The sequence below is a fragment of the Pseudomonas rhodesiae genome (assembly GCF_013285305.1).
Lineage (GTDB): Bacteria > Pseudomonadota > Gammaproteobacteria > Pseudomonadales > Pseudomonadaceae > Aquipseudomonas > Aquipseudomonas rhodesiae.
The window spans coordinates 244872-269865 of the sequence record NZ_CP054205.1 but is presented as its reverse complement, the minus strand read 5'-3'; the positions used below and the strand labels follow the sequence as shown (position 1 = coordinate 269865).

28 protein-coding genes are annotated in these 24994 nt (G+C 60.1%); 8 read left to right on the top strand and 20 right to left on the bottom strand.

Going from position 1 to position 24994, the window contains the following annotated elements:
* Nucleotides 1–5 precede the first annotated feature (5 nt).
* Both HRH33_RS01215 and HRH33_RS01210 read right to left on the bottom strand, forming a co-directional pair.
* Entirely contained in the window at nt 6–590 is a 585-nt protein-coding gene (locus HRH33_RS01215) for a hypothetical protein (protein WP_034101695.1), read from the bottom strand.
* Complete coding sequence (locus HRH33_RS01210; protein ID WP_167417382.1) at nt 556–1323, bottom strand: SURF1 family protein; 768 nt, start codon at nt 1321–1323, stop codon at nt 556–558. Before HRH33_RS01210 ends, HRH33_RS01215 begins: the two co-directional genes overlap by 35 nt.
* A 33-nt stretch (nt 1324–1356) precedes the next feature.
* Between HRH33_RS01210 and HRH33_RS01205 the strand changes: the two genes are divergently transcribed.
* Nucleotides 1357–1560, top strand: a complete 204-nt coding sequence (locus tag HRH33_RS01205) for a twin transmembrane helix small protein (protein WP_034101693.1) — start codon at nt 1357–1359, stop codon at nt 1558–1560.
* A 6-nt stretch (nt 1561–1566) separates the two neighbouring features.
* Here HRH33_RS01205 and HRH33_RS01200 read toward each other — a convergent pair whose 3' ends face one another.
* From HRH33_RS01200 to coxB, 4 genes are all read right to left on the bottom strand, one after another.
* A complete protein-coding gene (locus HRH33_RS01200) occupies nt 1567–2454 on the bottom strand; it encodes a cytochrome c oxidase subunit 3 (RefSeq protein WP_034101692.1) in 888 nt (295 codons plus the stop codon).
* 35 nt (nt 2455–2489) lie between these two features.
* Nucleotides 2490–3041: a cytochrome c oxidase assembly protein gene (locus HRH33_RS01195; RefSeq protein WP_099312985.1), complete on the bottom strand. Its 552-nt coding sequence runs from the start codon at nt 3039–3041 to the stop codon at nt 2490–2492.
* A gap of 90 nt (nt 3042–3131) precedes the next feature.
* Nucleotides 3132–4721 (bottom strand): cytochrome c oxidase subunit I, encoded by a 1590-nt coding sequence (gene ctaD / locus HRH33_RS01190; RefSeq protein ID WP_167417381.1) that lies wholly within the window; start codon nt 4719–4721, stop codon nt 3132–3134.
* A gap of 58 nt (nt 4722–4779) precedes the next feature.
* On the bottom strand, nt 4780–5907 hold the full coding sequence (coxB, locus tag HRH33_RS01185; RefSeq protein WP_034101688.1) for a cytochrome c oxidase subunit II: 1128 nt from the start codon (nt 5905–5907) through the stop codon (nt 4780–4782).
* 368 nt (nt 5908–6275) lie between these two features.
* Here coxB and HRH33_RS01180 point away from each other — a divergent pair, with 368 nt between their 5' ends.
* A complete protein-coding gene (locus tag HRH33_RS01180) occupies nt 6276–6923 on the top strand; it encodes a hypothetical protein (RefSeq protein WP_034136344.1) in 648 nt (215 codons plus the stop codon).
* A 56-nt stretch (nt 6924–6979) separates the two neighbouring features.
* On the opposite strand, the gene HRH33_RS01175 is transcribed toward HRH33_RS01180, so the two are convergent.
* From HRH33_RS01175 to HRH33_RS01150, 6 genes are all read right to left on the bottom strand, one after another.
* Entirely contained in the window at nt 6980–8527 is a 1548-nt protein-coding gene (locus HRH33_RS01175) for a SulP family inorganic anion transporter (RefSeq protein ID WP_034136343.1), read from the bottom strand.
* A gap of 85 nt (nt 8528–8612) precedes the next feature.
* Entirely contained in the window at nt 8613–9344 is a 732-nt protein-coding gene (locus tag HRH33_RS01170; protein ID WP_034101684.1) for a carbonic anhydrase, read from the bottom strand.
* A gap of 227 nt (nt 9345–9571) precedes the next feature.
* Entirely contained in the window at nt 9572–10630 is a 1059-nt protein-coding gene (locus HRH33_RS01165) for a PA0069 family radical SAM protein (protein ID WP_167417380.1), read from the bottom strand.
* A gap of 81 nt (nt 10631–10711) precedes the next feature.
* Nucleotides 10712–12010 carry a cytochrome c gene (locus HRH33_RS01160; RefSeq protein WP_167417379.1) on the bottom strand — a complete coding sequence of 433 codons (1299 nt, stop codon included), beginning with the start codon at nt 12008–12010 and terminating at the stop codon, nt 10712–10714.
* A 12-nt stretch (nt 12011–12022) separates the two neighbouring features.
* Complete coding sequence (locus HRH33_RS01155) at nt 12023–13807, bottom strand: GMC family oxidoreductase (protein ID WP_034136340.1); 1785 nt, start codon at nt 13805–13807, stop codon at nt 12023–12025.
* A 2-nt stretch (nt 13808–13809) separates the two neighbouring features.
* Complete coding sequence (locus HRH33_RS01150) at nt 13810–14562, bottom strand: gluconate 2-dehydrogenase subunit 3 family protein (RefSeq protein WP_034101679.1); 753 nt, start codon at nt 14560–14562, stop codon at nt 13810–13812.
* Nucleotides 14563–14845: 283 nt separating this feature from the next.
* Between HRH33_RS01150 and HRH33_RS01145 the strand changes: the two genes are divergently transcribed.
* The gene (locus tag HRH33_RS01145; protein ID WP_167417378.1) at nt 14846–15544 is read left to right on the top strand and encodes a dual specificity protein phosphatase family protein; all 699 of its coding nucleotides are present in this window, start codon (nt 14846–14848) and stop codon (nt 15542–15544) included.
* Nucleotides 15545–15604: 60 nt separating this feature from the next.
* On the opposite strand, the gene HRH33_RS01140 is transcribed toward HRH33_RS01145, so the two are convergent.
* Nucleotides 15605–15877 carry a YheV family putative zinc ribbon protein gene (locus HRH33_RS01140; RefSeq protein ID WP_034101676.1) on the bottom strand — a complete coding sequence of 91 codons (273 nt, stop codon included), beginning with the start codon at nt 15875–15877 and terminating at the stop codon, nt 15605–15607.
* Nucleotides 15874–17973, bottom strand: coding sequence for an oligopeptidase A (gene prlC, locus HRH33_RS01135; protein WP_173603347.1), 2100 nt, complete (start codon nt 17971–17973; stop codon nt 15874–15876). The genes HRH33_RS01140 and prlC overlap by 4 nt, the downstream gene beginning before the upstream one ends.
* Nucleotides 17974–18027: 54 nt before the next feature.
* On the opposite strand from prlC, the gene HRH33_RS01130 reads away from it, so the two are divergent.
* Together HRH33_RS01130 and HRH33_RS01125 are read left to right on the top strand one after the other, a co-directional pair.
* Nucleotides 18028–18570, top strand: a complete 543-nt coding sequence (locus HRH33_RS01130; protein WP_167417376.1) for a gamma carbonic anhydrase family protein — start codon at nt 18028–18030, stop codon at nt 18568–18570.
* Complete coding sequence (locus tag HRH33_RS01125; RefSeq protein WP_099312980.1) at nt 18567–19226, top strand: HAD family hydrolase; 660 nt, start codon at nt 18567–18569, stop codon at nt 19224–19226. The genes HRH33_RS01130 and HRH33_RS01125 overlap by 4 nt, the downstream gene beginning before the upstream one ends.
* A gap of 6 nt (nt 19227–19232) precedes the next feature.
* Here HRH33_RS01125 and HRH33_RS01120 read toward each other — a convergent pair whose 3' ends face one another.
* Nucleotides 19233–20336, bottom strand: coding sequence for an aminopeptidase (locus HRH33_RS01120; RefSeq protein ID WP_167417375.1), 1104 nt, complete (start codon nt 20334–20336; stop codon nt 19233–19235).
* 110 nt (nt 20337–20446) lie between these two features.
* On the opposite strand from HRH33_RS01120, the gene HRH33_RS01115 reads away from it, so the two are divergent.
* The gene (locus tag HRH33_RS01115; RefSeq protein ID WP_034136334.1) at nt 20447–20869 is read left to right on the top strand and encodes a PA0061/PA0062 family lipoprotein; all 423 of its coding nucleotides are present in this window, start codon (nt 20447–20449) and stop codon (nt 20867–20869) included.
* On the opposite strand, the gene HRH33_RS01110 is transcribed toward HRH33_RS01115, so the two are convergent.
* Together HRH33_RS01110 and HRH33_RS01105 are read right to left on the bottom strand one after the other, a co-directional pair.
* Nucleotides 20870–21109, bottom strand: a complete 240-nt coding sequence (locus HRH33_RS01110; protein ID WP_016969660.1) for a DUF1161 domain-containing protein — start codon at nt 21107–21109, stop codon at nt 20870–20872.
* A gap of 141 nt (nt 21110–21250) precedes the next feature.
* Entirely contained in the window at nt 21251–21682 is a 432-nt protein-coding gene (locus HRH33_RS01105) for an OsmC family protein (protein WP_123479126.1), read from the bottom strand.
* Nucleotides 21683–21898: 216 nt separating this feature from the next.
* Between HRH33_RS01105 and HRH33_RS01100 the strand changes: the two genes are divergently transcribed.
* The gene (locus HRH33_RS01100) at nt 21899–22900 is read left to right on the top strand and encodes an LLM class flavin-dependent oxidoreductase (protein ID WP_034111111.1); all 1002 of its coding nucleotides are present in this window, start codon (nt 21899–21901) and stop codon (nt 22898–22900) included.
* A 63-nt stretch (nt 22901–22963) separates the two neighbouring features.
* Here the strand turns inward: HRH33_RS01100 and HRH33_RS01095 are convergent, their stop codons facing one another.
* Nucleotides 22964–23188 (bottom strand): DUF1161 domain-containing protein, encoded by a 225-nt coding sequence (locus tag HRH33_RS01095; RefSeq protein WP_034136332.1) that lies wholly within the window; start codon nt 23186–23188, stop codon nt 22964–22966.
* 113 nt (nt 23189–23301) lie between these two features.
* Complete coding sequence (locus tag HRH33_RS01090) at nt 23302–23517, bottom strand: dodecin (protein ID WP_003170747.1); 216 nt, start codon at nt 23515–23517, stop codon at nt 23302–23304.
* 156 nt (nt 23518–23673) lie between these two features.
* Between HRH33_RS01090 and HRH33_RS01085 the strand changes: the two genes are divergently transcribed.
* On the top strand, nt 23674–24000 hold the full coding sequence (locus tag HRH33_RS01085; RefSeq protein ID WP_034101663.1) for an ElaB/YgaM/YqjD family protein: 327 nt from the start codon (nt 23674–23676) through the stop codon (nt 23998–24000).
* Here HRH33_RS01085 and HRH33_RS01080 read toward each other — a convergent pair.
* Nucleotides 23997–24893 (bottom strand): LysR family transcriptional regulator, encoded by an 897-nt coding sequence (locus HRH33_RS01080; RefSeq protein ID WP_034136378.1) that lies wholly within the window; start codon nt 24891–24893, stop codon nt 23997–23999. The genes HRH33_RS01085 and HRH33_RS01080 overlap by 4 nt on opposite strands.
* Nucleotides 24894–24994 lie beyond the last annotated feature (101 nt).

Here is a 24994-nt window from a genome sequence, read left to right as displayed (position 1 = left end):
TGCCCTTATCCGATGTTGGACAGTTTCAACAGATGACGCAGATCGTTGAGCAGATCCTTGCCCTTGACCGTGGCGTCATAGCGCAGCACCAGGTTGCCGTGGGGATCGACGATCCAAAGCTGCGCGTCACCCGGCGCGGCGGCGTTTTTGCCGAAGGTCGACAGGTCCAGCGCGTAGCGTTGCAACTGGGGGTATTCGGCCTTGAGCTTGGCGTCATAGTCAGTGCTCAAAGGTTGCGCGCTGGCCAGGGCATGACTGGCGCGCGAAGCATCGCGGCCCAGGCCAATCTGCAGTTGCCGCGCCAGGTACACCAGTTGCTGACAGTCGGCGGCGCAGGCCGTGGGTGCCGTAACCAGCAGTTGCCAGCGCTGCTCGTCGGCCTGCACGCCGATGTCGGCGCGGGTCTGGCCATCGCCAATCAGCTCGCCGTGATAGCTGCGACTGTCGGGCACCCAGAACTGCAGCTTGTACATGAGTGTGGCCAACACCATCGGGCCGATGACCATCAGCAGAATCAGGATCAACTGCCAGCGGCCTTTGCGACGGTCGGGCAGCTCAGACATGTTGGGTGGATTCATGGCCGCTCTCATGGGGCTTCTCCTTTTTTGTATGGTGCCATCCGAGATAGAGATAAAGCGCCAGCAACGCCAAGACCATGGCGAACCACTGCACGGCATACGCCAGGTGTTTTTCCGGGCCCATGGCCACGACCGGCCAGCGGGTTTCGTAGGTGCCTGGGCCGGGTTCGGCGCGCAACTCGTAGGCATACCCGCTGCGACCCAGCTCGGCCCACAACGCGCAGGGGTGCAGCGCGGTGAGCAAGCGCGGCCAGTTGGACGCCACCGGGTCGGCCTGCAACTGGAAGGTTTCGCCCGGCGCCACGTACACCCAGGCGTCGAGATTCACCGGTTGTTCAGGGGTGGTGAAGGCCGGCGGCGTGCGCCGGTCCGGCCAGGGCAGCCAGCCGCGATTGAGCAACAGCCACAGACCGCTGGCCTGGTCATGGAAGGGTTGCAGCAGCTCGACACCGGCCTTGCCATCGCGCATGCGGTTGTCGAGCAGTACGCTGTGTTCGGCATCGAACTGCCCACTCAGGTGAACCCGACGAAACGCAGGGTCTGCGAGCGCCGCGAGCTGGTCACCATGGATCGGTTCGGCCGCACGGCGCTCGGCATAGCTGTCCACCAGCGCCTGCTTTTCCTGGCCGCGAGACAACTGCCAGCATCCCAGCCCCACCATCAGCGGCAGCAGCACAAGCACTACCACCGTCGGCGCAATACCGGGACGAAAGCGCTGCCAGGCACTGGCTATACTGGATTTCATCGCCCCTCCCCTCGAAAGCCCAGGAGCCGCACCATGCTCAAAGCAGCCATTGCCCTGATGCTGATCGCGACCGTCGTGAGCCTGTTCAGTGGCTTGTTCTTTCTGGTCAAGGACGAGGGCCACTCCAACCGCCTCGTCACTGCCCTGACCGTGCGCGTAGTGCTGGCCGTGATCACCCTCGGCTTGATTACCTGGGGCTTTTTCAGCGGCCAGTTGGTCTCGCACGCGCCGTGGTGAAACGCCTCACAGCACGTAAACGAAGAAAAACAGGCCTATCCACACCACATCCACAAAGTGCCAATACCAACTGGCCGCTTCGAAGCCGAACTGGTGCTCGGCATTGAAATGCCCGCGCAGGATGCGCATCAGCATCACAAACAGAATGATCGTGCCGATGGTCACGTGGGCGCCGTGAAAACCGGTGAGCATAAAGAAGGTCGCGCCGTACACGCCCGAGCCCAAGGTCAGACCCAGCTCTTTATAGGCGTGGATATATTCCTCGGCCTGGAACCCAAGGAACGCCAAGCCCAGCAGCACGGTGATCGCCAGCCAGAGTTTCAGAGCACCGCGATGGCCTTTACGCAGGGCATGGTGGGCAATGGTAATGGTCACGCTGGAACTGACCAGCAAAATCGTATTGACCAACGGTAAGCCCCACGGGCTGATGGTGCCCTCCGGCGCTGGATAGAGTTTCGGGTCCGGGTTGTTGAGCAACGGCCAGGCAAACTCGAAGTTCGGCCACAGCATATGCGCGATGCCCTTAGGACCTTCGCCCGCCAACGCCGGACCGGACACATGCCGCACATAGAACAGCGCACCGAAGAACGCGATAAAGAACATCACTTCGGAAAAGATGAACCAACTCATGCCCCAGCGGAACGAGCGGTCCATCTGCGAACTGTACAAACCGGCGCGACTTTCCTTGATCACCGCGCCGAACCAGCCGAACAGCATATAGGCCAACAGCAGGCCACCGACGAAAAAAATCCACGGCCCGTGGGATTCCGGGCGCGCGGCCTTGAGGTCGTTGAACCACAGGCCCAGGCCGTACACGGTGATCAACAGACCGAACGTGGCAATTATTGGCCATTTGCTTTGCGCTGGTACGTAGTACGTATCATGAGTCGACATGTATTCGCTCTCCTGATTGAGCGGGCAAACAGTAGCTAGCCGCCGCTATGGGCAGCCACGGGCGGTTGGCGCGCAGTGATATCGAACAGCGTGTACGCCAGGGTCAAATGCTTCACATCCTTGGGCATGTCGCGATCGACAATGAAACGCACGGGCATCTCGATGCGCTCGCCAGGCTGTAGCACTTGCTGGGTGAAGCAAAAACACTCGGTTTTGTGGAAATACACCGCCGCTTCGGCCGGGGAAATGCTCGGAATCGCCTGGGCGGTCATTGGCTTATTGCTGGGGTTGTAGGCCACGAACAGCATCTCGTTGACCGCCCCAGGGTTGACCACCAGTTCATCGGCCTTGGAGCGAAATTCCCAGACCATGTCGATGGCATTGGTGGCCAGAAACTGCACGCGCACCTGGCGCGACGGGTCAACTACCTGCGAGCCCTCGTACTGCCCAGCGGTCTTGCCGTTGATGCCAAATGCCTTGCACATCACGTCGTAGATGGGCACCAGGGCGAACCCGAAGGCGAACATCGCCACCACCAGGATCAACAGCCGCGTGACCAGGCGCCTGACGGGCACGGAGTCAGCCATGACGCCCACCTGCTGCGTCGCAAACCAGGGTGATGTCGGCTGACATACCGTCATCGGGAGCAAGCCCCCTCCCACAGGGGATCGGCGTATTCATTTGACCTCCGGCGGCGTGGTGAAGGTGTGGTACGGCGCCGGCGATGGAATGCTCCATTCCAGGCCTTCGGCGCCATCCCACGGCTTGGCCGGCGCGGGCGGGCCGCCACGGATGCACTTGATCACGATAAACAGGAAGAAGATCTGCGTAGCGCCGAACATAAAGGCGCCAATCGAAGACACCATGTTGAAGTCAGCGAACTGCAGGTTGTAGTCCGGCACCCGCCGCGGCATGCCCGCCAGGCCCACGAAGTGCATCGGGAAGAACGCCATGTTCATGCCCACGAAAGACAGCCAGAAGTGCAGCTTGCCCAGGGTTTCGTCGTACATATGGCCGGTCCATTTCGGCAGCCAGTAGTACGCCGAGGCGAAGATGCCGAAGATCGCGCCGGGCACCAGTACGTAATGGAAGTGGGCCACCACGAAGTAGGTGTCGTGATACTGGAAGTCCGCCGGCGCAATCGCCAGCATCAGGCCGGAGAAGCCGCCGATGGTGAACAGAATCACGAAGGCCACGGCAAACAGCATCGGCGTCTCGAAGGTCAGCGAGCCTTGCCACATGGTGCTGACCCAGTTGAACACCTTCACCCCCGTGGGCACGGCGATCAGCAACGTGGCGTACATAAAGAACAACTCGCCCACCAGCGGAATGCCCACCACGAACATGTGGTGCGCCCACACGATAAACGACAGAAACGCGATGCTCGCCGTGGCGTAGACCATCGAGGTGTAACCGAACAATGGCTTGCGCGAGAAGGTCGGGATGATCGAGCTGACGGCGCCGAAGGCCGGCAGGATCATGATGTACACCTCAGGGTGGCCGAAGAACCAGAACACATGCTGGAACAGCACCGGATCACCGCCACCGGCGGCACTGAAGAAGCTGGTACCGAAGTGGATATCCATCAGCATCATGGTCACGCAGCCGGCCAGCACCGGCATGACCGCGATCAGCAGGAACGCGGTGATCAACCAGGTCCACACGAACAGCGGCATCTTCATCAATGTCATGCCGGGCGCACGCAGGTTGAGGATGGTGGCGACCACGTTGATCGCACCCATGATCGAACTGATGCCCATCAGGTGAATGGCGAAGATGAAGAACGTCACGCTTTCCGGCGCATAGGTCGTGGAGAGCGGCGCGTAGAAGGTCCAGCCGAAATTCGGCCCACCGCCTGGCGTGAACAAGGTCGACACCAACAACAGGAACGCCGCCGGCAACAGCCAGAAACTGAAGTTATTCATGCGCGGCAGGGCCATGTCGGGGGCGCCGATCATTAGCGGGATCATCCAGTTGGCCAGGCCGACAAATGCCGGCATCACCGCGCCGAACACCATGATCAGGCCGTGCATGGTGGTCATCTGGTTGAAGAACGCGGGTTCCACAATTTGCAAACCCGGTTGGAACAACTCGGCGCGAATCACCATGGCGAAGGAGCCGCCCAACAAGAACATGGTGAAGGCAAACCACAGGTACATCGTGCCGATGTCTTTATGGTTGGTGGTCAGCAGCCAGCGCATCAAACCTTTGGCGGGGCCGTGGGCATGGTCACTGGCGTGGCCATGGTCATCGATCACAGCGCTCATGGCCGTTCTCCTGCAAACGAAGGGGCGGGGCGGTTTAGGGCATTTGCAATGAAAGGAGTCATTTGCTTTCCGCCTGCTTGATGGCCAACACATCTTTAGGCGTGACCATGTCGCCTTTGTTGTTGCCCCAGGCGTTGCGCTCGTAAGTCACTACGGCGGCGATATCCACTTCCGAGAGCTGCTTGCCAAACGCGGCCATCGCGGTTCCCGGCTTACCGTGATACACGATGCTCAGGTGATCGGCCGCGGGCCCCGTGGCGATCTTCGAGCCCTTGAGCGCCGGGAACATCGGCGGCAGGCCCTGGCCCTCGGCCTGGTGACAGGCCACACAGGTGGTGTGATAGACCTTGTCGCCACGGGCAACCAGCTCGTCGAGCGTCCACTCTTTGGATGTCAGCTCCTTAAGCTTGGCGGCTTCGGCCTTGCGCTCGCCCAGCCAGGTGTCGTAGTCGGCCTTGGACTTGACCTCCACCACGATGGGCATGAAGCCGTGGTCCTTGCCGCACAGCTCGGCGCATTGGCCACGGTAGAGGCCGGGTTTCTCGACGCGGGTCCAGGCTTCGTTGACGAACCCCGGAATGGCATCGCGCTTGACCGCGAAGGCCGGCACCCACCAGGAATGGATCACGTCGGCGGCCGTCACCAGAAAGCGCACCTTGGCGCCCACCGGCAGCACCAGCGGCTGGTCGACTTCCAGCAGATAATGCTCGCCCTTGGTCGCCTGGTTACGGATCTGTTCGGCGGGTGTGGCCAGGTTGCTGAAGAACTCCACATCCTGGCCCAGGTATTTGTAGTGCCATTTCCACTGGTAGCCGGTGACCTGGATATCGATATCCGATTCACTGCTGTCGTAGATATTGATCAGGGTCTTGGTGGCCGGAATGGCCATCGCGATCAGGATCAGCAGGGGCACGACAGTCCAGAGGATTTCCACGGTGGTGCTCTCGTGGAACTTGGCGGCGACCTGCCCGGTGGAGCGGCGGTGGACCATCATCGACCAGAACATGGCGCCGAACACGACGATGCCGATCACCACACAGATCCAGAAAATGGTCATATGCAGGTCGAACACAGCGTGACTGACTTCTGTCGCCCCTGGCGCCATATTCGTGGTCCAAGCGGCGTGCGCCTGGCCGAATACCGACCACAACAGGAGGCCCATCCAAACGTGTGGATGTCGCATCATTGCGGGTTCCCCTTATCGTTCTTGTTATCCCGCCGGTTTGCACCTGCGTCGAAGGGAGCGGCTTCCATACTGCTTACAACCGCTTAGCCTTGCCTGCTTATGCAGTCTGGCGTCATCAGCTAATCGCGTACAAATCCGAGTATAGACAGGGTCTGCAACCCCGCAATGTGTAGGGGCAAATGAGCCGCAAAGGCTGGGTGGAAACCCAATGGAAGCGGGGGGCGGAATCGATTTTCCGACGAACGATGGCTATCCGATATAACGCCTGCGTATAACCGTGAAATAATTATGACAAATGCATCTGAGGCTCTCGTCTAAACGAGCTACCTTATGCTCTTTCTTCTTATGCCTGCACTACTGGAGCGTTCATGAACACCGCCGCATTGCGCGAGCAGATTTCCCGTGCCCATCAACACGAGACCGAGACGGGCCAGCTGGGTTGCCAGTTGGAAAAACAATTGCCGCACCTGCATTCGGCCATTTCCCTGGCTGACGGTGATCACGTCGTCATCATGACCCGCTTTGTCACTGCCTACATCGACCTCGTGCCGGACCTGCTGGATGCGGCCAACGAAGTGGCCCGCGAGGCCGGTATCGAAAGTCAGATCAAACCCGTCTTGAAGATCGCCGAGCATTTTTTCCTGCAACCGCCCGCTTTGCTGCAAGGCCACGAAGGGCTCGACGGCCTGCTGGATGAAGCGTACCTGGCCCATCGTCTGGTGGAAGAGGTCAACGACTTGTATATCAAGCACTTTGGCCAGCCATTGATTCCGGTGGATATCACCGTCGCCAACGTGATTGCCCATCAGTTGATCGGCGAGGCATTCGCCAACCAGCTGGATGAGGCCGTACACCACGCCGTGGATGAAATGCTCAACGAAGACAGCTTTGCGCTGGAGTCTGTGGAGACCTATCGCGAGCAGCTCAAAAGCCCGGAAACGGAAGCAGCGTGGAAGCGCTGGCCGTGCCTGTCGCGTCAGTTGGGTGTTGAGCTGGAGCTGGATCAGCCGGCTTGAACTTTCAATCTAATGCGGGAGGGTGGTAGCCCTCTCCCGCATTTGATTCGGCTCCGTCAGCCGATAGAGGGTGCCGAGCCGATCCCCGTCGTCGTCCTGATTCGGCCTTCGAGCCTGCGCTTCAACCCCCGCGCCTCAATCACCAACTTCGACCCTTTGGCCGCATTTGCCCGGCCCCATTCTTCCAGCAACTCCAGGCAGGAATGGTCGATGTAGCTCAGGTTGTTAAGCGGCACATGCACCGTGGTGCCGGTAGGCACGGTCGAGAGCACCTGAGTCAGCGCCGGGACTTTGAGAAACGTCGCCGCGCCAATCAACCGCAGTTCCATCTCGCCGTCCTGAGGCAGATCGATCAGGCTGACTTTCAAGCGCGACGCCTTGAACGCCAGCTTGACCAGGGTCAGCCCGAAGCCCACCAGCACACCCGTCAGCAAGTCGGTGAAGATGATTGCCAGCGCTGTGGCGGCATAGGTGAACATCGGCATCCGTCCGTAGCGCCCCAGCGCCTTGAACGCCTTGACGTCCACCAGCTTGATCCCGGTGTACACCAGCACACCCGCCAGGCTTGCGACCGGAATGCTTTGAAGCACACTCGACAACAGCAGCACAAAACCCAGCAGCCACACGCCGTGGAACATCGCCGACAGCCGCGTGGTAGCGCCTGCTTGGACGTTGGCCGAACTGCGCACAATCACACCGGTCATCGGCAGCGCGCCCACCAGACCACACAGCATGTTGCCTACACCTTGGGCAGATAATTCCTTATCAAAATCGGAACGTTGACCACTGTGCATGCGATCCACAGCCGCCGCGGAGAGCAGGGTTTCGGCGCTGGCAATGAAAGCAACGGCGAACGCGGCGATCAGCAGCTGGGGGTCAGCCAGGTTGAGCAGGTCGCTGGGGCGCAGCCAGTCGATGGCATCGGCGAGGTTCTCCGGCACCTCCACCCGCTTGACCTGCAGCGCCAGCACCAGGCTGGTGACCGTCGCCAGGCCAACACCGAGCAAGGCTCCCGGCACGAATCGTAGTGACTGCGGGCGCAGTTTGTCCCACAGGTACATCACCAGCATGGTGGACAAACCAAGCAGTCCCGCTTGCCAGCCGAGGCCACCGCCAAGAGTGGGGATCGCCTCGGCCAGTGCAGCCGGGAAGCCCGCCAGGTTATCCAGCCCTGAAGGCTTGGGCGTGGCGTCGAGCATCACATGGACCTGCGACAGCACAATCAGCACGCCAATCCCCGCCAGCATGCCGTAGACCACAGCTGGTGCGGTCACACGAAACCAGCAGCCCAGGCGCAAACGCCCGGCCACCAGTTGCAGGAAACCCGCCAGCAGCAGGATAGGCCCGAGCATCAGCATGCCGTGCTGGCGCACCAGCTCGAACACCAGCACCGCCAAACCCGCCGCCGGACCGCTGACTTGCAACGGCGACCCCGCCAGCCAGCCCACCACTAGGCCACCGATGATGCCGGTGATCAGGCCCTTGGCCGGCGGCATGCCGGACGCAATGGCGATGCCCATGCACAGTGGCAGGGCGACCAGAAACACAACCACCGAAGCGAGCAGCTCCCGTGGCAATACAGCTTTCAATTGAGCAGCACGCATGATGGCTCTCCCGAGGCATTCGCCGGGCGCGGTAAAGCCTGGCTGCGTCCATGGCAGCCACCGCTTTACCCGGCAGGGAAGTGTTTTAGAAGCGCGCTTTAGGCGTCGCGCAAGGGATAGGTCCGGAACCGCTCAACGGTCGGAACGCTGATTGCTCCGCGTCGTATGCGCGAATTTCACTGGTCTCGATGTTGTAAATCCAGCCGTGGATAAACAATTGACCGTTGGCCATGCGCGAGGCCACTGAAGGGTGGGTGCGCAAATGCTGCAACTGGGCGATGACGTTTTCTTCGGTCAGCACCTTCATGCTCTCGCCTTCATTAGCGCAGTCGCAGTTGTCATGAACCATGGCCTTGGCGACCTCGGCGTGCCGCAGCCAAGCCCTGACCGTGGGCATTTTCTCCAAGCTGTCGGGGTTGAGTACCGCGCGCATGGCGCCGCAATCGGAATGCCCACAGACGATGATGTGCTGTACACCCAGGGCAAGCACCGCGTACTCGATCGCCGTGGAAACACCGCCGTTCATCTGCCCGTAAGGGGGCACCACATTACCGACGTTACGGGTAACGAACAGGTCGCCGGGCGAGCTTTGGGTGATCAATTCAGGGACGATGCGCGAGTCCGCGCAGGTGATGAACATCGCTCTTGGGCTCTGGGCCGTGGCGAGTTTCTTGAAGAGTTCTTCCTGCTGAGGGAAGACGTCGTGATGGAAATGCAAAAAACCGTCAACGATATGTTGCAACGCTGCATCGGCGGATTCTGCCACCTGAGGGGCTGATGCCGACGCAGCCAACGGCTGTTTATCCTTGTCACTCATGATTCATCCTCTTAATTAATGCAGGGGAGTTTTCAGGTCAGTTCGACGCCTGGCTAGTGGAATAGTTGTAAACCGCCACGGACTCCAGGGCCGACTCATCAGTCACTCGCTGAACAAGGTAACCATCGAAACTTAACTCAAACTGAATGAACCGCTCTAGATCGCGGGTTTCAGTGATGTCAAAACGCGACTATTCCTACAGGAATGGTGCATTCTTCCCAGTCAGTCTACAACAATGCCATCTGTCGGCCAGGTGGACAGAACGCCTCGCAATCCAGATTGAAGCCTTCCCGACGATCCAGCCCCAAACGCTTGATAGCTTTGCTGAAGCGCTGGGCCAGTAGATCGGCAAACGGCCCTTCACCGCGCATGCGCACGCCGAAACGGCTGTCATACACCTCTCCGCCGCGCACCTGGCGCACCAGGCTCATCACATGGGCCGCGCGCTGCGGATAATGCGCCGCCAGCCATTCTTCGAACAGCGGCGCCACCTCCAACGGCAAGCGCAGCATCATGTAGGCCGCGCTCTGGGCCCCGGCGGCATGGGCTTCGCTCAGCAGGCTTTCCAGCTCGCTGTCGTTGATCATCGGGATCATCGGCGAACACAGCACGCCCACCGGGATCCCCGCCTCACGCATCACCCGAATCCCTCGCAGACGCGCCTTGGGCGCCGCCGTGCGAGGCTCCAGGATGCGCTTGAGCTCGTCGTCCAGGCTGGTGAGGCTGATCATCACCGCCACCAGACGCTGGCGCGCCAACTCGGTGAGCAAGTCCAGATCGCGCAGGATCAGCGAGCCCTTGGTGATGATGGTCACCGGGTGCCGGTATCGCAGCAGCACTTCCAGGATCTGTCGGGTGATGCGGTGCTCGCGCTCGATGGGTTGGTAGGGATCGGTGTTGGACCCCAGGTTGATCGGCGCACACACATAGCCCGGTTTCGACAGCTGCTGCTCCAGCACCTGGGCGGCATTGTGCTTGGCGATCAGGCGGGTTTCGAAATCCAGCCCCGGGGACATGTCCCAATAGGCATGGCTGGGCCGCGCGTAGCAGTAAATACAGCCGTGCTCGCAGCCACGATAAGGGTTGATCGAGCGGTCGAACGGCAGGTCTGGTGAGTTGTTGCGGGTGATGATGGTCTTGGCCGTCTCGATACGCACTTCGGTGCCCTGGGTCGGCGGTACTTCCTGGTGCCACCCGTCGTCCTCGACCACGCTGACCGTGGGCGCAAAGCGGTTGTGCAGGTTGGTGGCCGTGCCCCGGCCCCGGGGTGGCAGCGCAGTCGACATAAGAACGCCTCAATACTGTTTTTATATACAGTATCGAGGCGCAGGGTGTCTGACCAGTGCCGTTTGGCGGTCAATGCAAGATCAGTGCTTTTTCGTCACCTGCCCCAGGTCATCGCCGGAGGTGGTGCGCATGTCGTCTTTGCGCAGGTCCGCTACGTCGCTGGCTTTGACTGGCCCCCCTTGGTTGCCCCAACTGCCGCGGATAAAGCTCACCACATCCGCCACTTCCTGGTCCGACAGACGCCAGGCGAACGCCGGCATGGTGAAGGTGGACGGTGCCGAGTGGGTGGCCGGTAATGTGCCGCCGTTCAACACGATGTTGATCAGCGACGTCGCATCCGCCGTCTGCAACACCGGGTTGCCCGCCAGCGCCGGGAACACCCGCGTATAACCATGCCCGTCGGTACGGTGGCAGGCCGCGCAGTTGTCGATATACACCGACGCACCCCGCTGGCTGTCGTCGCCTTTCCACAGGGCTTGCGCCACCTGCTTGTCGTACTGGTGCGGCTGATCCTTGGGATCCACCGCCGGTAGACTCTTGAGGTACCGGGCGATAGCGGTCAGGTCGTCTTGCGACAGGTATTGCATGCTATGCACGACCACATCGCTCATGCCGCCAAACACCGCGCTGCGGTCACTGCGACCGGTCTTGAGGAATTGCACCAGTTGCTCTTCGCTCCAGCTGCCGAGCCCGTCCTTGTGGTCGCCGCGCAGGCTTTTGGCGATCCAACCTTCCAACGGCGCACTGCCGGACAGAAACGCGCTGCCGTCCTGAGCACTCAGGGCTTTTTCCTGCATGGTCAGGGCGCGCGGCGTATGGCATGCGCCACAGTGGCCAAGGCCCTCCACCAGATAGGCGCCGCGACTGATCACCGGGTCGGCCCCCGCTGCAGCCTGATAATCCTCAACGGCCGGCGCAAACACCCAGCGCCACGCCGTCAACGGCCAGCGCATGCTCAAGGGCCAGGGAATATCGCTGTCCTTGTTCGCTTGGGCGACCGGTTCGACGCCTTTCATGAAATATGCGTACAACGCCTGCATATCGCTTTCGCTGACACGAGCGTAAGACGGGTAGGGCATGGCTGGGTAAAGCGTACTACCGCTTTTGGCGACGCCATGGCGTACGGCCTTGTCGAAGTCCTCAAAGCTGTAATCACCCAGGCCGGTCTTGTCCGGGGTGATGTTGGTGGAATAGATCACACCGATGGGGGTTTCCATCGGCAGGCCACCGGCAAAGGGTTTGCCGCCCTTGGCGGTGTGGCAGGCCACGCAGTCACCGGCGCGGGCCAGGTACTCGCCTTGCTTGATCAGGTCGGTTTCAGCGGCGCTGATCGAGCAACTGCTGAGCAGCGCCAAGGTCGCGATAACAAATACTTTCATGGTCATCGCTCCTTATGCCTGAACCAGGGGGCCGGGGTTTTTCAGGTACTGTTCGCGGATCGCTCGGGCCGACCAGTAGGTCAGCGCCGCCACCAGGCCGGTAGGGTTGTAACCCAAGCCTTGTGGGAAAGCGGATGCGCCCGGGACAAACACGTTGTGCACATCCCAGGACTGCAGGTAGCGGTTGACCGCGCTGGTTTTCGGGTCGGTGCCCATGATCGCGCCACCGTTGAGGTGGGTGGTCTGGTAGGACGCGGTATTGAAGTGCTCACCGACCTTCTTGCCCAGCAGAGCGATCGCCTTGGGGTTCATGGCCTGCGCCACCTTGCCCATTTTCTCGACCATGAAGCGGTTCATTTTGATGTCGTTTTCCTGCCAGTCGAATGTCATCCGCAGCAGTGGCAGGCCGTAGGCATCGCGGTATACCGGGTCCAGATCCAGGTAGTTGCCCCGGTAGGATTGATGAGCGCCGTGGGCATCCATTGACACCTGATGGGTGTAGTAATCGGCGGTGGCGCGCTTCCACGCACTGCCCCAGGCTGGGGTGCCCGGCGGGTTGGACGTACCTGCAATTGGTCGGCTGCCGGCCTGGTTGACCCACATTGGCGAACCGCCCACAAAGCCGTGGGGGCCGTGGTCGAAGTTGTCGGCGTTGAAGTCATCGATGGCCACGCCGTTGCCGCCGGCACCGATGAAATTGTTGGTGTGGGTGTCCTTGTCAAAGAACGCTTTGATGGTGGCCATGTTCTGGTAAGCGAAGTTCTTGCCCACCACGCCTTCGCCGCTGATCGGGTCGTAAGGCTTGCCGATACCCGACAACAGCATCAAACGCACGTTGTGGAACTGGAACGCACCGAGGATCACCAGGTCCGCCGGCTGCTCGCACTCGCGGCCCTGGCCGTCGATGTAGGTCACGCCGGTGGCCTTGCTCTTGGTACTGTCGAGATTGACCTTGAGTACGTGGGAATTGGGCCTCAGTTCGAAATTCGGCACCTGCCGCAGCGCCGGCAGGATGTTCACGTTCGGCGACGCCTTGGAGTACATGTAGCACACGTAGCCACTGCAGAAACCGCAGAAGTTGCACGGCCCCATTTGCGCACCGTAGGGGTTGGTATAAGGCCCCGAAGTGTTGGCCGACGGCAGGTTGTAGGGCTTGTAACCTACCTCTGTGGCGGCTTTCTGAAACAGCTGTGCAGAGACGGTATTTTTCTGCGCTTGCAGGGGGAACGGGTTTGAGCGGTCCGGCGCATAAGGGTTGCCGCCGCGCCCTTCGCCCACCAATTGACCTTTGACGGTCCAGGCCTGGCCGGAGGTGCCGAAGACTTTTTCCGCATAGTCGAAGAACGGCTCAAGCTCTTCATAGCTGACGCCGAAGTCCTGGATGGTCATGTCCTTGGGTATGAAGTGCTTGCCGTAGCGCTCTTCGTAGTGGCTGCGCATGCGCAGCTCAATAGGGTCGACGCGAAAATGCACGCCCGACCAGTGCAAGCCCGCACCGCCCACGCCATTACCGGGCAAGAATGCACCGAGCTGCCGATTGGGCAAGGCCACGTCATTCACACTATGGCGAATGGTTACGGTCTCTTTGGAAATGTCCTGGAAGAGTTTTTTACGCACGCTGTAGGTCAGTTCGTCAATGACCTGGGGATAGTTGCCGTCGGGGTATGTGTCCTGCATTGGGCCGCGCTCCAGCGCAACCACGTTCAGGCCCGCTTCCGTCAGCTCCTTGGCCATGATCGCACCGGTCCAGCCAAAACCTACGATCACTGCATCGACTTTCTTCATGATGGTCGCCACGCTTATGCCCTCTCGCCGCGGATGGAAACTGCCGGGAAGGGGTATTGCTCGTTGCGTTCCACCCAATCCATAAAGTCGGCGCGCGCGCCGGGGAAACCGATCAGGGTCCAGCCGACCATGCCTTTATTGCCCCCGTGAATCGGGTCGCAGAAAAACCCTTCTTTGGTGTTCTGCAGTAACAGGTTGAAGAACATCTTCGCCGGCACCGCCTCGAAATGGGCCGATACCTCGCCGCCGCCGGCTTCAAGGCGACGCAGCATATCGTCCTGGGTAGCGCTGTCTTGAGCGGCAAAGGCTTTGCCATTGAATGCCTTCGACCAGGCATCGGTCGCGGCAATGCCCAGGCGATAGATCTCTTTGGGCACCAACTTGCTCTGCCAGCCCATCTCTGGGGCGGCATCGGCGTTGAATGGCCCCTGCATGTACCACAACGCCCCACTGGCATAGGGCGTGTTCATCTGACGGTCGATGTACTCCGGCGCACCCGCTTCAAGGGCGCCGGGACCTTGGGCATCGGCAGGGATCAAGCGCGCGACGGCAGCCTGGATAAACGCCCATTCCTCAGCCGTGAAGTAGCTGGGTTCGTAGGCTTTTTCGCTAACCGCTGGCTTGGCCGCGCTGGCCTGTGCCGGCTCAGGCGTGGCCATCAGCATCGAACCACCCAGGCCGGTACTGGCAACCGTGACCACCGGGATCAAGGTCAAGGATTTGCGTAAAAAGTCACGCCGGGGGTTGTCTTGATCTTGATCAGACATGGAGCACCTCATCATGTGGTCACGGATTGAACAGCCGCTTCTGGCGAGCGGCTTGAGCGTCTACAGGGCAATTGGATCCAACTGTTTCAGAGAGATAGAACACAGCTGACATGAATAGTTACGAATGATAGCAGGCTAAGCATCGAGGAAAATCGATTCAGCTGAAAATCGCCGGCCACAAAGCCCGCCAAATCACGCTTCTTTGACGACCGACTCACACGGCATTGACCCGACGTCACCCAATCTGAGAGCCATTCGCCAGCTCCTTCCGGTTACGTCGACCATGTTGAAACACGCCTTATTTGCGGCTCTCTGCCTCACGCTCGTCAGCCTGTCAGCCCCTACCCCCGTGCAGGCCGATGAGATCATCACTTCCGTGCGCTCACCCGAATGGGCCCAACCGATTGATACCCACTATAACTTGCACCAGATGACCCCCACGTTGTACCGCAGTGGCTTACCGGATAGCGGCGCGCTGCCATTGTTGGAAAAGCTGAAGATCGGCACGGTGATCAATTTCCTACCGGAATCCGACGCCAGTTGGCTTAAAACAGTCGATATCAAACAAGTGCAACTGACTTATCGCACCAATCACGTTGATGATTCAGACGTACTGGCGGCGCTACGCGCCATTCAGCAAGCAGAGAACAGCGGCCCGGTGCTGATGCACTGCAAGCATGGTTCGGACCGTACGGGCTTGATGGCGGCGATGTACCGGGTGGTGATTCAAGGGTGGAGCAAAGAAGACGCGCTGAACGAAATGACCCTGGGTGGATTTGGCACCAGTAATGGGTTCAAAGATGGCGTTCGCTACATGATGCGGGCCGATGTCGACAAATTGCGCACAGCCTTGGCAAACGGAGATTGCAGCACCAGCGCGTTTGCACTGTGTTCGATGAAGGATTGGATCTCCACCTCAAACAAGGAGGGAGCAGATGCAGTAGGGGCGGACGTGATCAAGACAATGCAGCCACGTGAATGACCGCATTGTCTTGAGGCTCTTTGCGAGCCCCCCGCTCCTACAGGATTGAGGGAGGTTTCTTCAGTCTTTTTTCAGCTTTGGGTTCGGAAAGAACTGCACCGCCTGCACCTTCGGATCCGGCACTTTCAGCGCCGAGGTATTGACCCGCGTACCCAGTTCCTTGGGCACCGACAAGCCTTGATCATTGAGCGTGTCGGTATAGCCGCAGGCCACGCATTCGCGATGGGGCACGTTGTCCTCGGTCCACATTTTCAGCTTGTCCGGCTCGCTGCACGCCGGGCACACAGCCCCGGCGATAAATTGCTTTTTGGTGATTACAGGTCCTTGGCTCATGCTGCTGCGTCCTCGCTCAAGCCACTGTGACGCAAGAGAGCGTCAATGGAAGGCTCGCGGCCGCGGAAATCGACGAACAGCACCATCGGTGCCTGGGAACCGCCACGCGCCAGGATCGCATCACGGAACGCACGGCCGGTTTCAGCATTGAGCACGCCCTCTTCTTCGAACTTGGAGAAGGCATCCGCCGACAGCACTTCGGCCCATTTGTAGCTGTAGTACCCTGCCGCGTAACCACCGGCGAAGATGTGCGCAAAGCTGTTGGGGAACCGGTTGTAGGCCGGCGGACGCATGACCGAAACCTCGTCGCGTACGCCTTCAAGCACCTGCGCCACGCTGCGACCATCGCCATGAGTAGCATGCAGTTCGAAGTCGAACAGCGAGAACTCCAGCTGGCGCACCATCATCAGGCCGGATTGGAAGTTCTTCGCCGCGAGCATTTTTTCCAGCAGGTCCTGGGGCAGCGGCTCGCCGGTTTCATAGTGGCCGGAGATCAGCGCCAGACCTTCCGGCTCCCAGCACCAGTTCTCCATGAACTGGCTCGGCAACTCCACCGCATCCCATGCCACACCGTTGATCCCGGAGACACCAGCGTGGTCGACACGGGTCAGCAGGTGGTGCAGGCCGTGACCGAATTCGTGGAACAACGTGGTGACTTCATCGTGGGTCAGCAGAGCAGGCTTGCCGCTGTCGGCCGGGGTGAAGTTGCACACCAGGTTGGCCACCGGGCTTTGCAGCACGCCATTGATGGTGCGACGACGGTCGCGCGCGCCGTCCATCCAGGCACCGCCGCGCTTGTTGGCGCGGGCGTACAGGTCGAAAAAGAAGCGTCCGACGTGCTGGCCGTTTTCCTTGATTTCGAACAGGCGAACGTCCGGGTGCCAGGTGTCGAAACCCTTTTGCTCGGCGATCTCAATGCCATACAGGCGCTGCACGATGGCGAACAGGCCGCTCAGCACTTTGTCGATCGGGAAGTAGGCGCGCAGGGCTTCCTGGGACACGCTGTAGCGCTGCTCGCGCAGTTTTTCGCCGTAGTAACCGCTGTCCCAGCTTTGCAAATCGGCACAGCCCTGTTCGGCGGCGTAGGCCCTGAGCTGCTCCAGATCCTGAGCGGCAAACGGCTTACTGCGCTTGGCCAGGTCACGTAGGAAGCTCAGCACTTGGTCGCTGGACTCGGCCATTTTGGTGGCTAGGCTCAGTTCGGAGAACGAGGCGTAGCCCAGCAGGCTGGCCAGTTCCTGACGCAGGTCGAGAATCTGTTCCATCACCGGGCCGTTATCGTTCTGACCGGCATTCGGGCCTTGGTCCGACGCACGGGTGCAGTAGGCTGCGTAGATTTCCTCACGCAGGGCGCGGTCCTGGGCGTAGGTCATCACCGCGTAGTAGCTAGGGAACTCCAGGGTGATCAGCCAACCTTCGAGACCCTTGGCCTGGGCGGCGGCGGCCATCTGCGCCTTGGCCGAGTCAGTCAGGCCGGCGAGGGTGGCTTCATCGGTGACGTGCTTGGTCCAAGCCTGCGTGGCGTCGAGCAGTTGGTTGGAAAACTTGCTGCCCAGCTCGGAGAGTTTGCTTTGCACTTCGGCATAACGTTTTTGCTGCTCGGGCGGTAAATCGATACCCGACAGGCGGAAGTCGCGCAGGGAGTGTTCGAGGATGGTTTTTTGCGCCACATCGAAGCCAGCGGCTTCCGGGCTATTGGCCAAGGCTTCGAAGGCCTGGAACAACTCGCGGTTCTGGCCCATTTCGGTGGAATAAGCACTCAGTGCCGGCAGGCACGCCTCGTAGGCTTCACGCAATTCAGCGCTGTTACACACGGCGTTGAGGTGGCTCACCGGGCTCCAGGCCGCGCCCAGGCGATCATTGAGTTCATCCATGGCCAGGACCAAGCCGGCCCATGTCGGATTTTTCCCCTGGCTTTGCAGGATGCCTTCGATGGCAACGCGGCTGTCGGCGAGGATCTGTTCAATGGCCGGCTGAACGTGCTCGGCACGGATCGCCGAGAACGGCGGCAGGTCGTAGGGCTGCAGAAGAGGGTTGTTCGCGCTCACGGTGGGTACCTTGGCTGGAGAAACATGTAAGAACAAAGATGGGGCCATCTTAATTACAATCAATGCCCACCGCAGCTATCAGCAAAAGAGAGAGAAGCTATCGTGACCCTTCGCACCTATCAGAACCACACGCCAACCCTGGGCACCGGGGCGTTTGTCGATATTTCGGCGGTGGTGATCGGCGATGTCGAAATCGGCCCCGACAGCTCCGTATGGCCGCTGACCGTGATTCGCGGCGACATGCACCGCATCCGTATCGGCGCGCGCACCAGCATCCAAGATGGCTGCGTGCTGCACATCACCCACGCCGGGCCCTTCAACCCCGACGGTTTCCCGCTGCTGATCGGCGACGATGTGACCATCGCCCACAAGGTCATGCTGCATGGTTGCACGGTGGGCAGCCGTATTCTGATCGGCATGGGCAGCATCGTGATGGACGGCGCAGTGGTGGAAGATGAGGTGATCATTGGCGCCGGCAGCCTGGTGCCGCCGGGCAAGACACTGGAAAGCGGTTTTTTGTATGTGGGCAGCCCGGTGAAACAAATCCGTGCGCTGACTGACAAGGAACGCGCCTTTTTCACCTACAGCGCGGCGAACTACGTGAAGCTCAAAGACCTGCACCTGGCGGAAGGATTCGACCGATGACTCTGCATTACTCCACCGTGCTGTTCGACCTGGACGGCACCCTTACCGACCCGCGCGAAGGCATCACCCGCTCGATCCAGTACGCCCTCGCCAAGTTGGGCATTGATGAACCAGACCTGACCCGCCTGGAACACTTCATTGGCCCGCCGTTGCTGCAAGCCTTTATGCAGTTCTATGACTTCGATGAAGCCAAGGCCTGGGACGCGGTGAATTTCTATCGCGAGCGCTTCAAGGTCACCGGGCTGTACGAAAACCGCGTATTCGACGGGGTGATGCCGTTGCTGGAGGCACTCAACAACCAAGGCCGCCAGCTGTACATCGCCACCTCCAAGCCGTGGGAATTTGCCCGGGAAATTGCGCGGCATTTCGACTTTGCCAAGCACTTCAAGGTGATTTACGGCAGCGAGCTGGACGGTACCCGCACAAATAAGGTCGAGCTGATTGCCCACCTGATCAAAGAAGAGGGCCTGGACCCGGCCAACACCCTGATGATCGGCGATCGCAAGCACGACCTGATCGGCGCCCGTAGCAATGGGCTGGATTCGGCGGCGGTGGGGTATGGATTTGGCAGCTTTGAAGAATTGAATGCCGAAGCGCCGACCTGGCATTTCGAGACATTGGCCGCGATGCACGGGGCGTTTTTGCAGCGGCCTTAAAAATCGTCATCGGGGGCAAGCTGTGCAGCGTAAAAAGGTGGGAGGGGGCTTGCCCCCGATGAGGCCCAACAAGCCCACACCCTCCAACTGCCTTAACGCAGCCTTGCGCTGCATCGGCGGCATCTCGCCCATCTTTTCCACTGCGGCGTAGAATTTCAGCCAGTCCCCACCTTGCTGGGCAAACAACGCCGCAAACGCCGGCACCCATTGGTCATACAGCCCAAACGGCAGCAGCCGGGCGTTATTCATCGGCTGATTGATCCAGGCGTCATAGCGTTTGTCGCCCGCCCACTGGGTGTCGCGCAGTTGTCGATAGTCGTGGCGCAATTGCTCGAACTGCGCCGCCTTGGCCCGGCGCATCACCTCCGGAGCCAAGGGTTGTGCGTAAAGTTTTTCCAGGCGTTGGCGGGTGTCGAGGATCAAGCGGATAAATTGCTCGCGCTGCCGCGCCTGGGTATCGCTGATCGGCCCCAGCCCCCTCGCTGCACGCCATTGGCGCGTGCCTTCTTGCTCGACGAAACTGGCAAACGACTCGTTGAACTCCGTGTCGTCCTTTACATAGAAACGCTGGTGAGCCAATTCATGGAAGATCAACGTGGCCAGCCGCTCATCGCCCCAGTTCATCATCGAGTTCATGATCGGGTCGTCGAACCACCCCAGGGTGGAATAAGCCTCCACGCCGCCGATCGCCACATCCATGCCTTGCAGTTTCAACACTGCCGCCTCGCCGCGTGCGGCGCCCTGGTTGTAATAACCGCGATAGGCCACGCAGCCGGCAATGGGAAAGCAATGGGTCTGAGGCGTCAGAGAAAACTCCTGCGTGGCGAAGACATTCCAGACCACATAGGGACGACCGATGTCCGCGTACAGCCTGTAACTCAGGTTGTCGGGCAAGTGCAGATGGTCGCTGGCGAAGGTGCGTGCCTTCTGCGCTTGTGCCAGGTGTTCGCGCAGCACTTGGGGGCGCGTCGGGTCGGCAATGACTTGGGCCACGGGCTCGCGGGCTCGCAATAACTGCCATTGACCGCTCGCCAACTGGCTGTAGTAAGTGACACTGGAACAACCGCTCAGCAGCACAGTCAACGCCGCAACAACAAAACGCCTGACCATATTCCGACTGCTCCTGGGTAATGTGCGCGCCAGACTAGCGTGCCTGCCGGGAATTTTTCCACGGCCTGAGGTGTTTATACTCAAACCTCATCCTGCATAGAGACTGTGCCATGCGCCCATTGCTGTTTGCCGCCGCTGCCTTACTTCTGAGTGCCTGCACCACAACGCCGGTGCCGTCGGCCGATCCAAAACAGGCATGGGTCGATTTCATCACGCCCACTCCGGGAGCGAAGCTGGTGATGGCACAGCGTCTGGACGGCAAGAATCTCGACGACGGGCGCTACTTCCAAATGCCGCCCGGCGCCCATGAGCTGATGGTGCGTTTTGATTTTGAGGTGCCAGCGGGTGGCGGCCTGGGTGGACTCAGCCAGATGATGTACCGAACCTGCTTTATGACGTTGCAGTACGACCACTTCCAGGCCGGCCAGCGCTACCTGCTCGAAGGTCGCTCGCTGGCCTTCACGCCCAACATCCGGCTCTACGACTCGGCCCGTCAGTTGCTGGCAGAGGAGCGCAGTGTGAACTGCCTCTAATCAGTCGTTGTTTTTCTGGTAGATGATGCGTTTGGTGCCGTTTTCGCAGCTACCGACGATCATGGCGCTGTCGTGGTTCTTGGCTTCTTCGGCGGTGATGATCTCCAGGGTGTAGGACGGAATCGCCTTGGCCTGGATCTTCACTTCGATCTCTTTCCTGAGTTCTTCACAATCTTTTGGAGCGGCCACGGCCGATGTGGCCAACACACCGCAGATGATCGCCAAGGCAAAACGTTTCATGTTGAAGCTCCCTGAATGCATTGCGCACGAGTGTGCGACTAGGCTGCATAGGGTATAGGACCACAGGTGTGAAACGGGAGTTCTGATTTAACGCAGAACATCGTGGGAGGCAGCTTACGCCCTCCCACGATGGACCTTGTGTCAGTTTACGAGCGTGCCATCCAGGGTGATGGTTGCATTCAACACCTTGGATACCGGGCAACCTTCCTTGGCCTTTTTGCTCAGTTCATCGAACTGGGCCTGGCTGGCGCCTGGGATCTTGGCCTTGAGCGTCAGGTGCACGGCGGTGATCGCAAAGCCACCGTCGACTTGGTCCAAGGTCACGTCTGCCTGGGTGTCGATGCTGTCAGCCTTGAGGCCGGCATCGCCCAGAATCATGGAAAACGCCATGGAGAAACAGCCGGCGTGGGCCGCTCCGATCAACTCTTCGGGGTTGGTGCCCTTGCCGCCTTCAAAACGGGCCTTGAAGCCGTAAGGCGCGTCACGCAGTACGCCGGTTTCGGTGGAAATGGAGCCCACACCTGTCTTCAGATCACCTTCCCAATGCGCGGATGCCTTTTTAACGATACTCATAGCTTTCTCCTCGAACGGTGGTTTTGCTTCAGTAAGGTTCTGAGGATAGAAGCTCTGGCAAAGTTCAGTCATAGGAAAAACCCAGCAATTACGTAGGATTTTTTACGCGCGCTATTGAATCTCGGGTATATGCCCTCATTGCATAGAACATGCACATGAAGCGGCAGGTTTTGGTTCGTCTTAAGAAGCCTGCGCCCCTACTGGAGAAGCAGGCTTATGAAATCGCTGTCCGACATTAAGTTTTCCGCCCTCGACCTGGTGCCCGTGCGGGCCAATGGCAGCCCGGCGCAGTCCTTGCGCAATTCCCTGGACCTGGCTCAGCACCTGGAAAAATTCGGCTACAACCGCTTCTGGGTGGCTGAACACCACAACATGGATGGCATCGCCAGCTCGGCCACTTCAGTATTGCTCGGCTATCTGGCCGGCGGCACCTCGACGATTCGCGTCGGCTCCGGCGGCGTGATGCTGCCCAACCACGCGCCGCTGGTGATCGCCGAGCAGTTTGGCACCCTCGAAAGCCTGTATCCCGGGCGCATTGACCTGGGCCTGGGCCGCGCGCCTGGCTCCGACCAGATGACCGCCCGCGCCCTGCGCCGTGAGCGCTCGGGGAGCGCCGATGACTTCCCCGAAGACGTGGCCGAACTGATGGCTTACCTGGGCCCGCGCACGCCAGATCAAAGGGTCATCGCTGTTCCCGGCACCGGCACCAACGTACCGGTGTGGCTGCTGGGTTCGAGCCTGTTCAGTGCGCAACTGGCCGGCGAGCGCGGTTTGCCTTACGCCTTCGCCTCCCATTTCGCACCGCGCCTTATGCACGAAGCCATTCGCGTGTACCGCAACCACTTCAAGCCTTCAGCCGTGTTGGACAAACCCTACGTGATGTTGGGCATTCCGCTGGTGGCGGCCGATACCGACGAGCAGGCCGATTACCTGGCGACGTCTGTCTACCAGCGCATCCTCGCCTTGATGCGCGGCCAGAGCCTGGTGCAGCGCCCACCAGTGAAAACCATGGACGGCCTGTGGTTGCCCCATGAAAAGGACGCAGTCGGCAGTTTCCTCGGCCTGGCCATGGTGGGCAGCCCGGCGAAGATCCGCGCCAAACTTGAGGTGCTGATCGAACAGACCGGCGCGGACGAGTTGATCTTCACCTGCGACCTTTACGAACACGCCGACCGGATTCATTCCTACGAGTTGCTGGCGCAGCTGATGAAGGGCTGACCCAACCTCAGGCGAAAAAAAACCGACGCACCCGCGTCGGTTTTTTATGTCTGCAACACGGGGTTAGCCGCGTTTGTAGACGATTTCCTTGGTACCGCCTTCGCAACTACCGACCACTTGGGCGTCGGTCGAAGCGCCTTTGTCGACGATCTCCAGCGAATAGCCCGAAGCACCTTTGGCGTCGATTTTCGCGGCAATTTCGCTTTTGAGCTCTTCACACGGCTTACCCGCGGCCAGTGCGGAGCCTGCAATGCTCAACAAACCTACTGCTAACAGGAGCTTCTTCATCCGTTACTTCCTTGCGCTGATCGAAATGGACGTGCCGATGCAACGGCATCGGCACCCGAACGGTGTAGCGCAGGTTATGGCAATCGGCCAGTCAGCAAGTTCAACTCACGGGATCAACTGCTGGCAATTCGGAATCCCACTTTCAACGTCACCTGGTAATGCGCCACCTTGCCGTTTTCGATATGGCCACGGGTTTCGGTGACTTCGAACCACTCCAGATGCTTGAGGCTCTTGTTCGCTTCGGCGATGGCATTGTTGATTGCGTCTTCAATGCTGGTGGTGGACGAACCCACCAATTCGACTTTCTTGTACGTGTGATGATCGCTCATGGTGTTTCTCCTAAGGGTGGTTTATGCAGCCTAGCAGTCAATCTTCGTACTGCTTCTGGCGGCCGTTCCTACCCGAAAGTTCAGATTTACTGCACTTTCTGCAAACCCCGCAGTCGGTATCTACACACGCCACTCAATCACTTCAGGAGAGTCCACATGGCCAACACTTCTTTACGCAAAGCGTCGCTGGAAAGCATGGAAGCCGAGATTTCGAGCCTGCTCAAGTCCCTTGAAAGTCTCAAGGACGATGCGTCCGATGAGTCGCGCAAAACCTTGAAGGCCCTGAAAAGCAATGCCGAGAACGCACTCAAGCATTCCCGTCATCTGATCACCGACGCCTACGAAGAAAGCAAAGTCAAACTGCGCGAAACCGGCGTAGCGACTCGCGATTACGCACAAGAGCACCCATGGACCACCGCCGGCGTCGCCGTTGGCGCACTGGGCCTGCTGGCGGCTTACCTGCTGTGCAAGCGCGGTGACTAAACCGGTTGGCGCGACAGCTCAGCCTTGAGCCATTGCGCCAATTGCCGAGCGCGCCCATCCGCGGCGCGCTTGGGTAGCCACAACGCCAGGTGCGCCGGGGTTTCGCTAAAACCCCACGGCGCCACCAGGCGACCGGCCCGCAGATCCTCTGCCACTAACGGCTCCGGCGCGATCGCCACGCCCAAGCCGGCCACTGCCGCCTCCAGCAAATAATACAGGTGCTCAAAGCCTTGCCCGTGCTTTAACGCCGCCGATGCGATGCCGTATTGCTGCGCCCAGCTGGGCCAAGCCTGGGGTCGTGAAGTGGTGTGCAACAGCGCCTCGCCACACAACGCCGAGGCGGGCGCCTGGCGCAAACGCTCGTAGCCGCTGAAGCGCGGGCTCATTACCGGCCCGATACGTTCACTGGCCAACTCGTACACCTGCATATCCGCCGGCCATGGCGGTTCGGCGAACACCAGCAAGGCATCCAGCCCAGGCCGACGCGGGTCCAGATCGCCATCGCCCGCCGAAAGATGCAGACGCAGGTCCGGCAGATCGGCATTCAGCCGGCCCAGCCGCGGGATCAACCAGCGCGCGAGCAAGCTGCCTGAGCAACCGAGCACAAACGGGGCATCCACGCTGCTCTGAGTAAGTTCGGCACACACATCCCTCAAGCGCTCGAACGCCTCGCCGCTGGCGTCCCGCAGCCTTACCCCGGCATCTGTGAGTTTAAGGCCACGACCTTCTTTGACGAACAGGCTGACGCCCAGGTGTTCTTCGAGCACCTTCAACTGGCGACTCACTGCGCCGTGGGTCACATGCAGTTGCTCAGCGGCCTGGCTGACGCTGTTAAGGCGCGCGGTGGCTTCAAATGCGCGCAAGGCATTGAGGGGCGGGAGGTCTCGGCTCATCTGTGAGTTTTCCTGACAGGTTGCGGCGATCTTATCGGTTTTCAGCATCGAATGTGAGGGGTAGAGTGGCCCTCATTGCTTCCCACACGAATTCTTTCCTG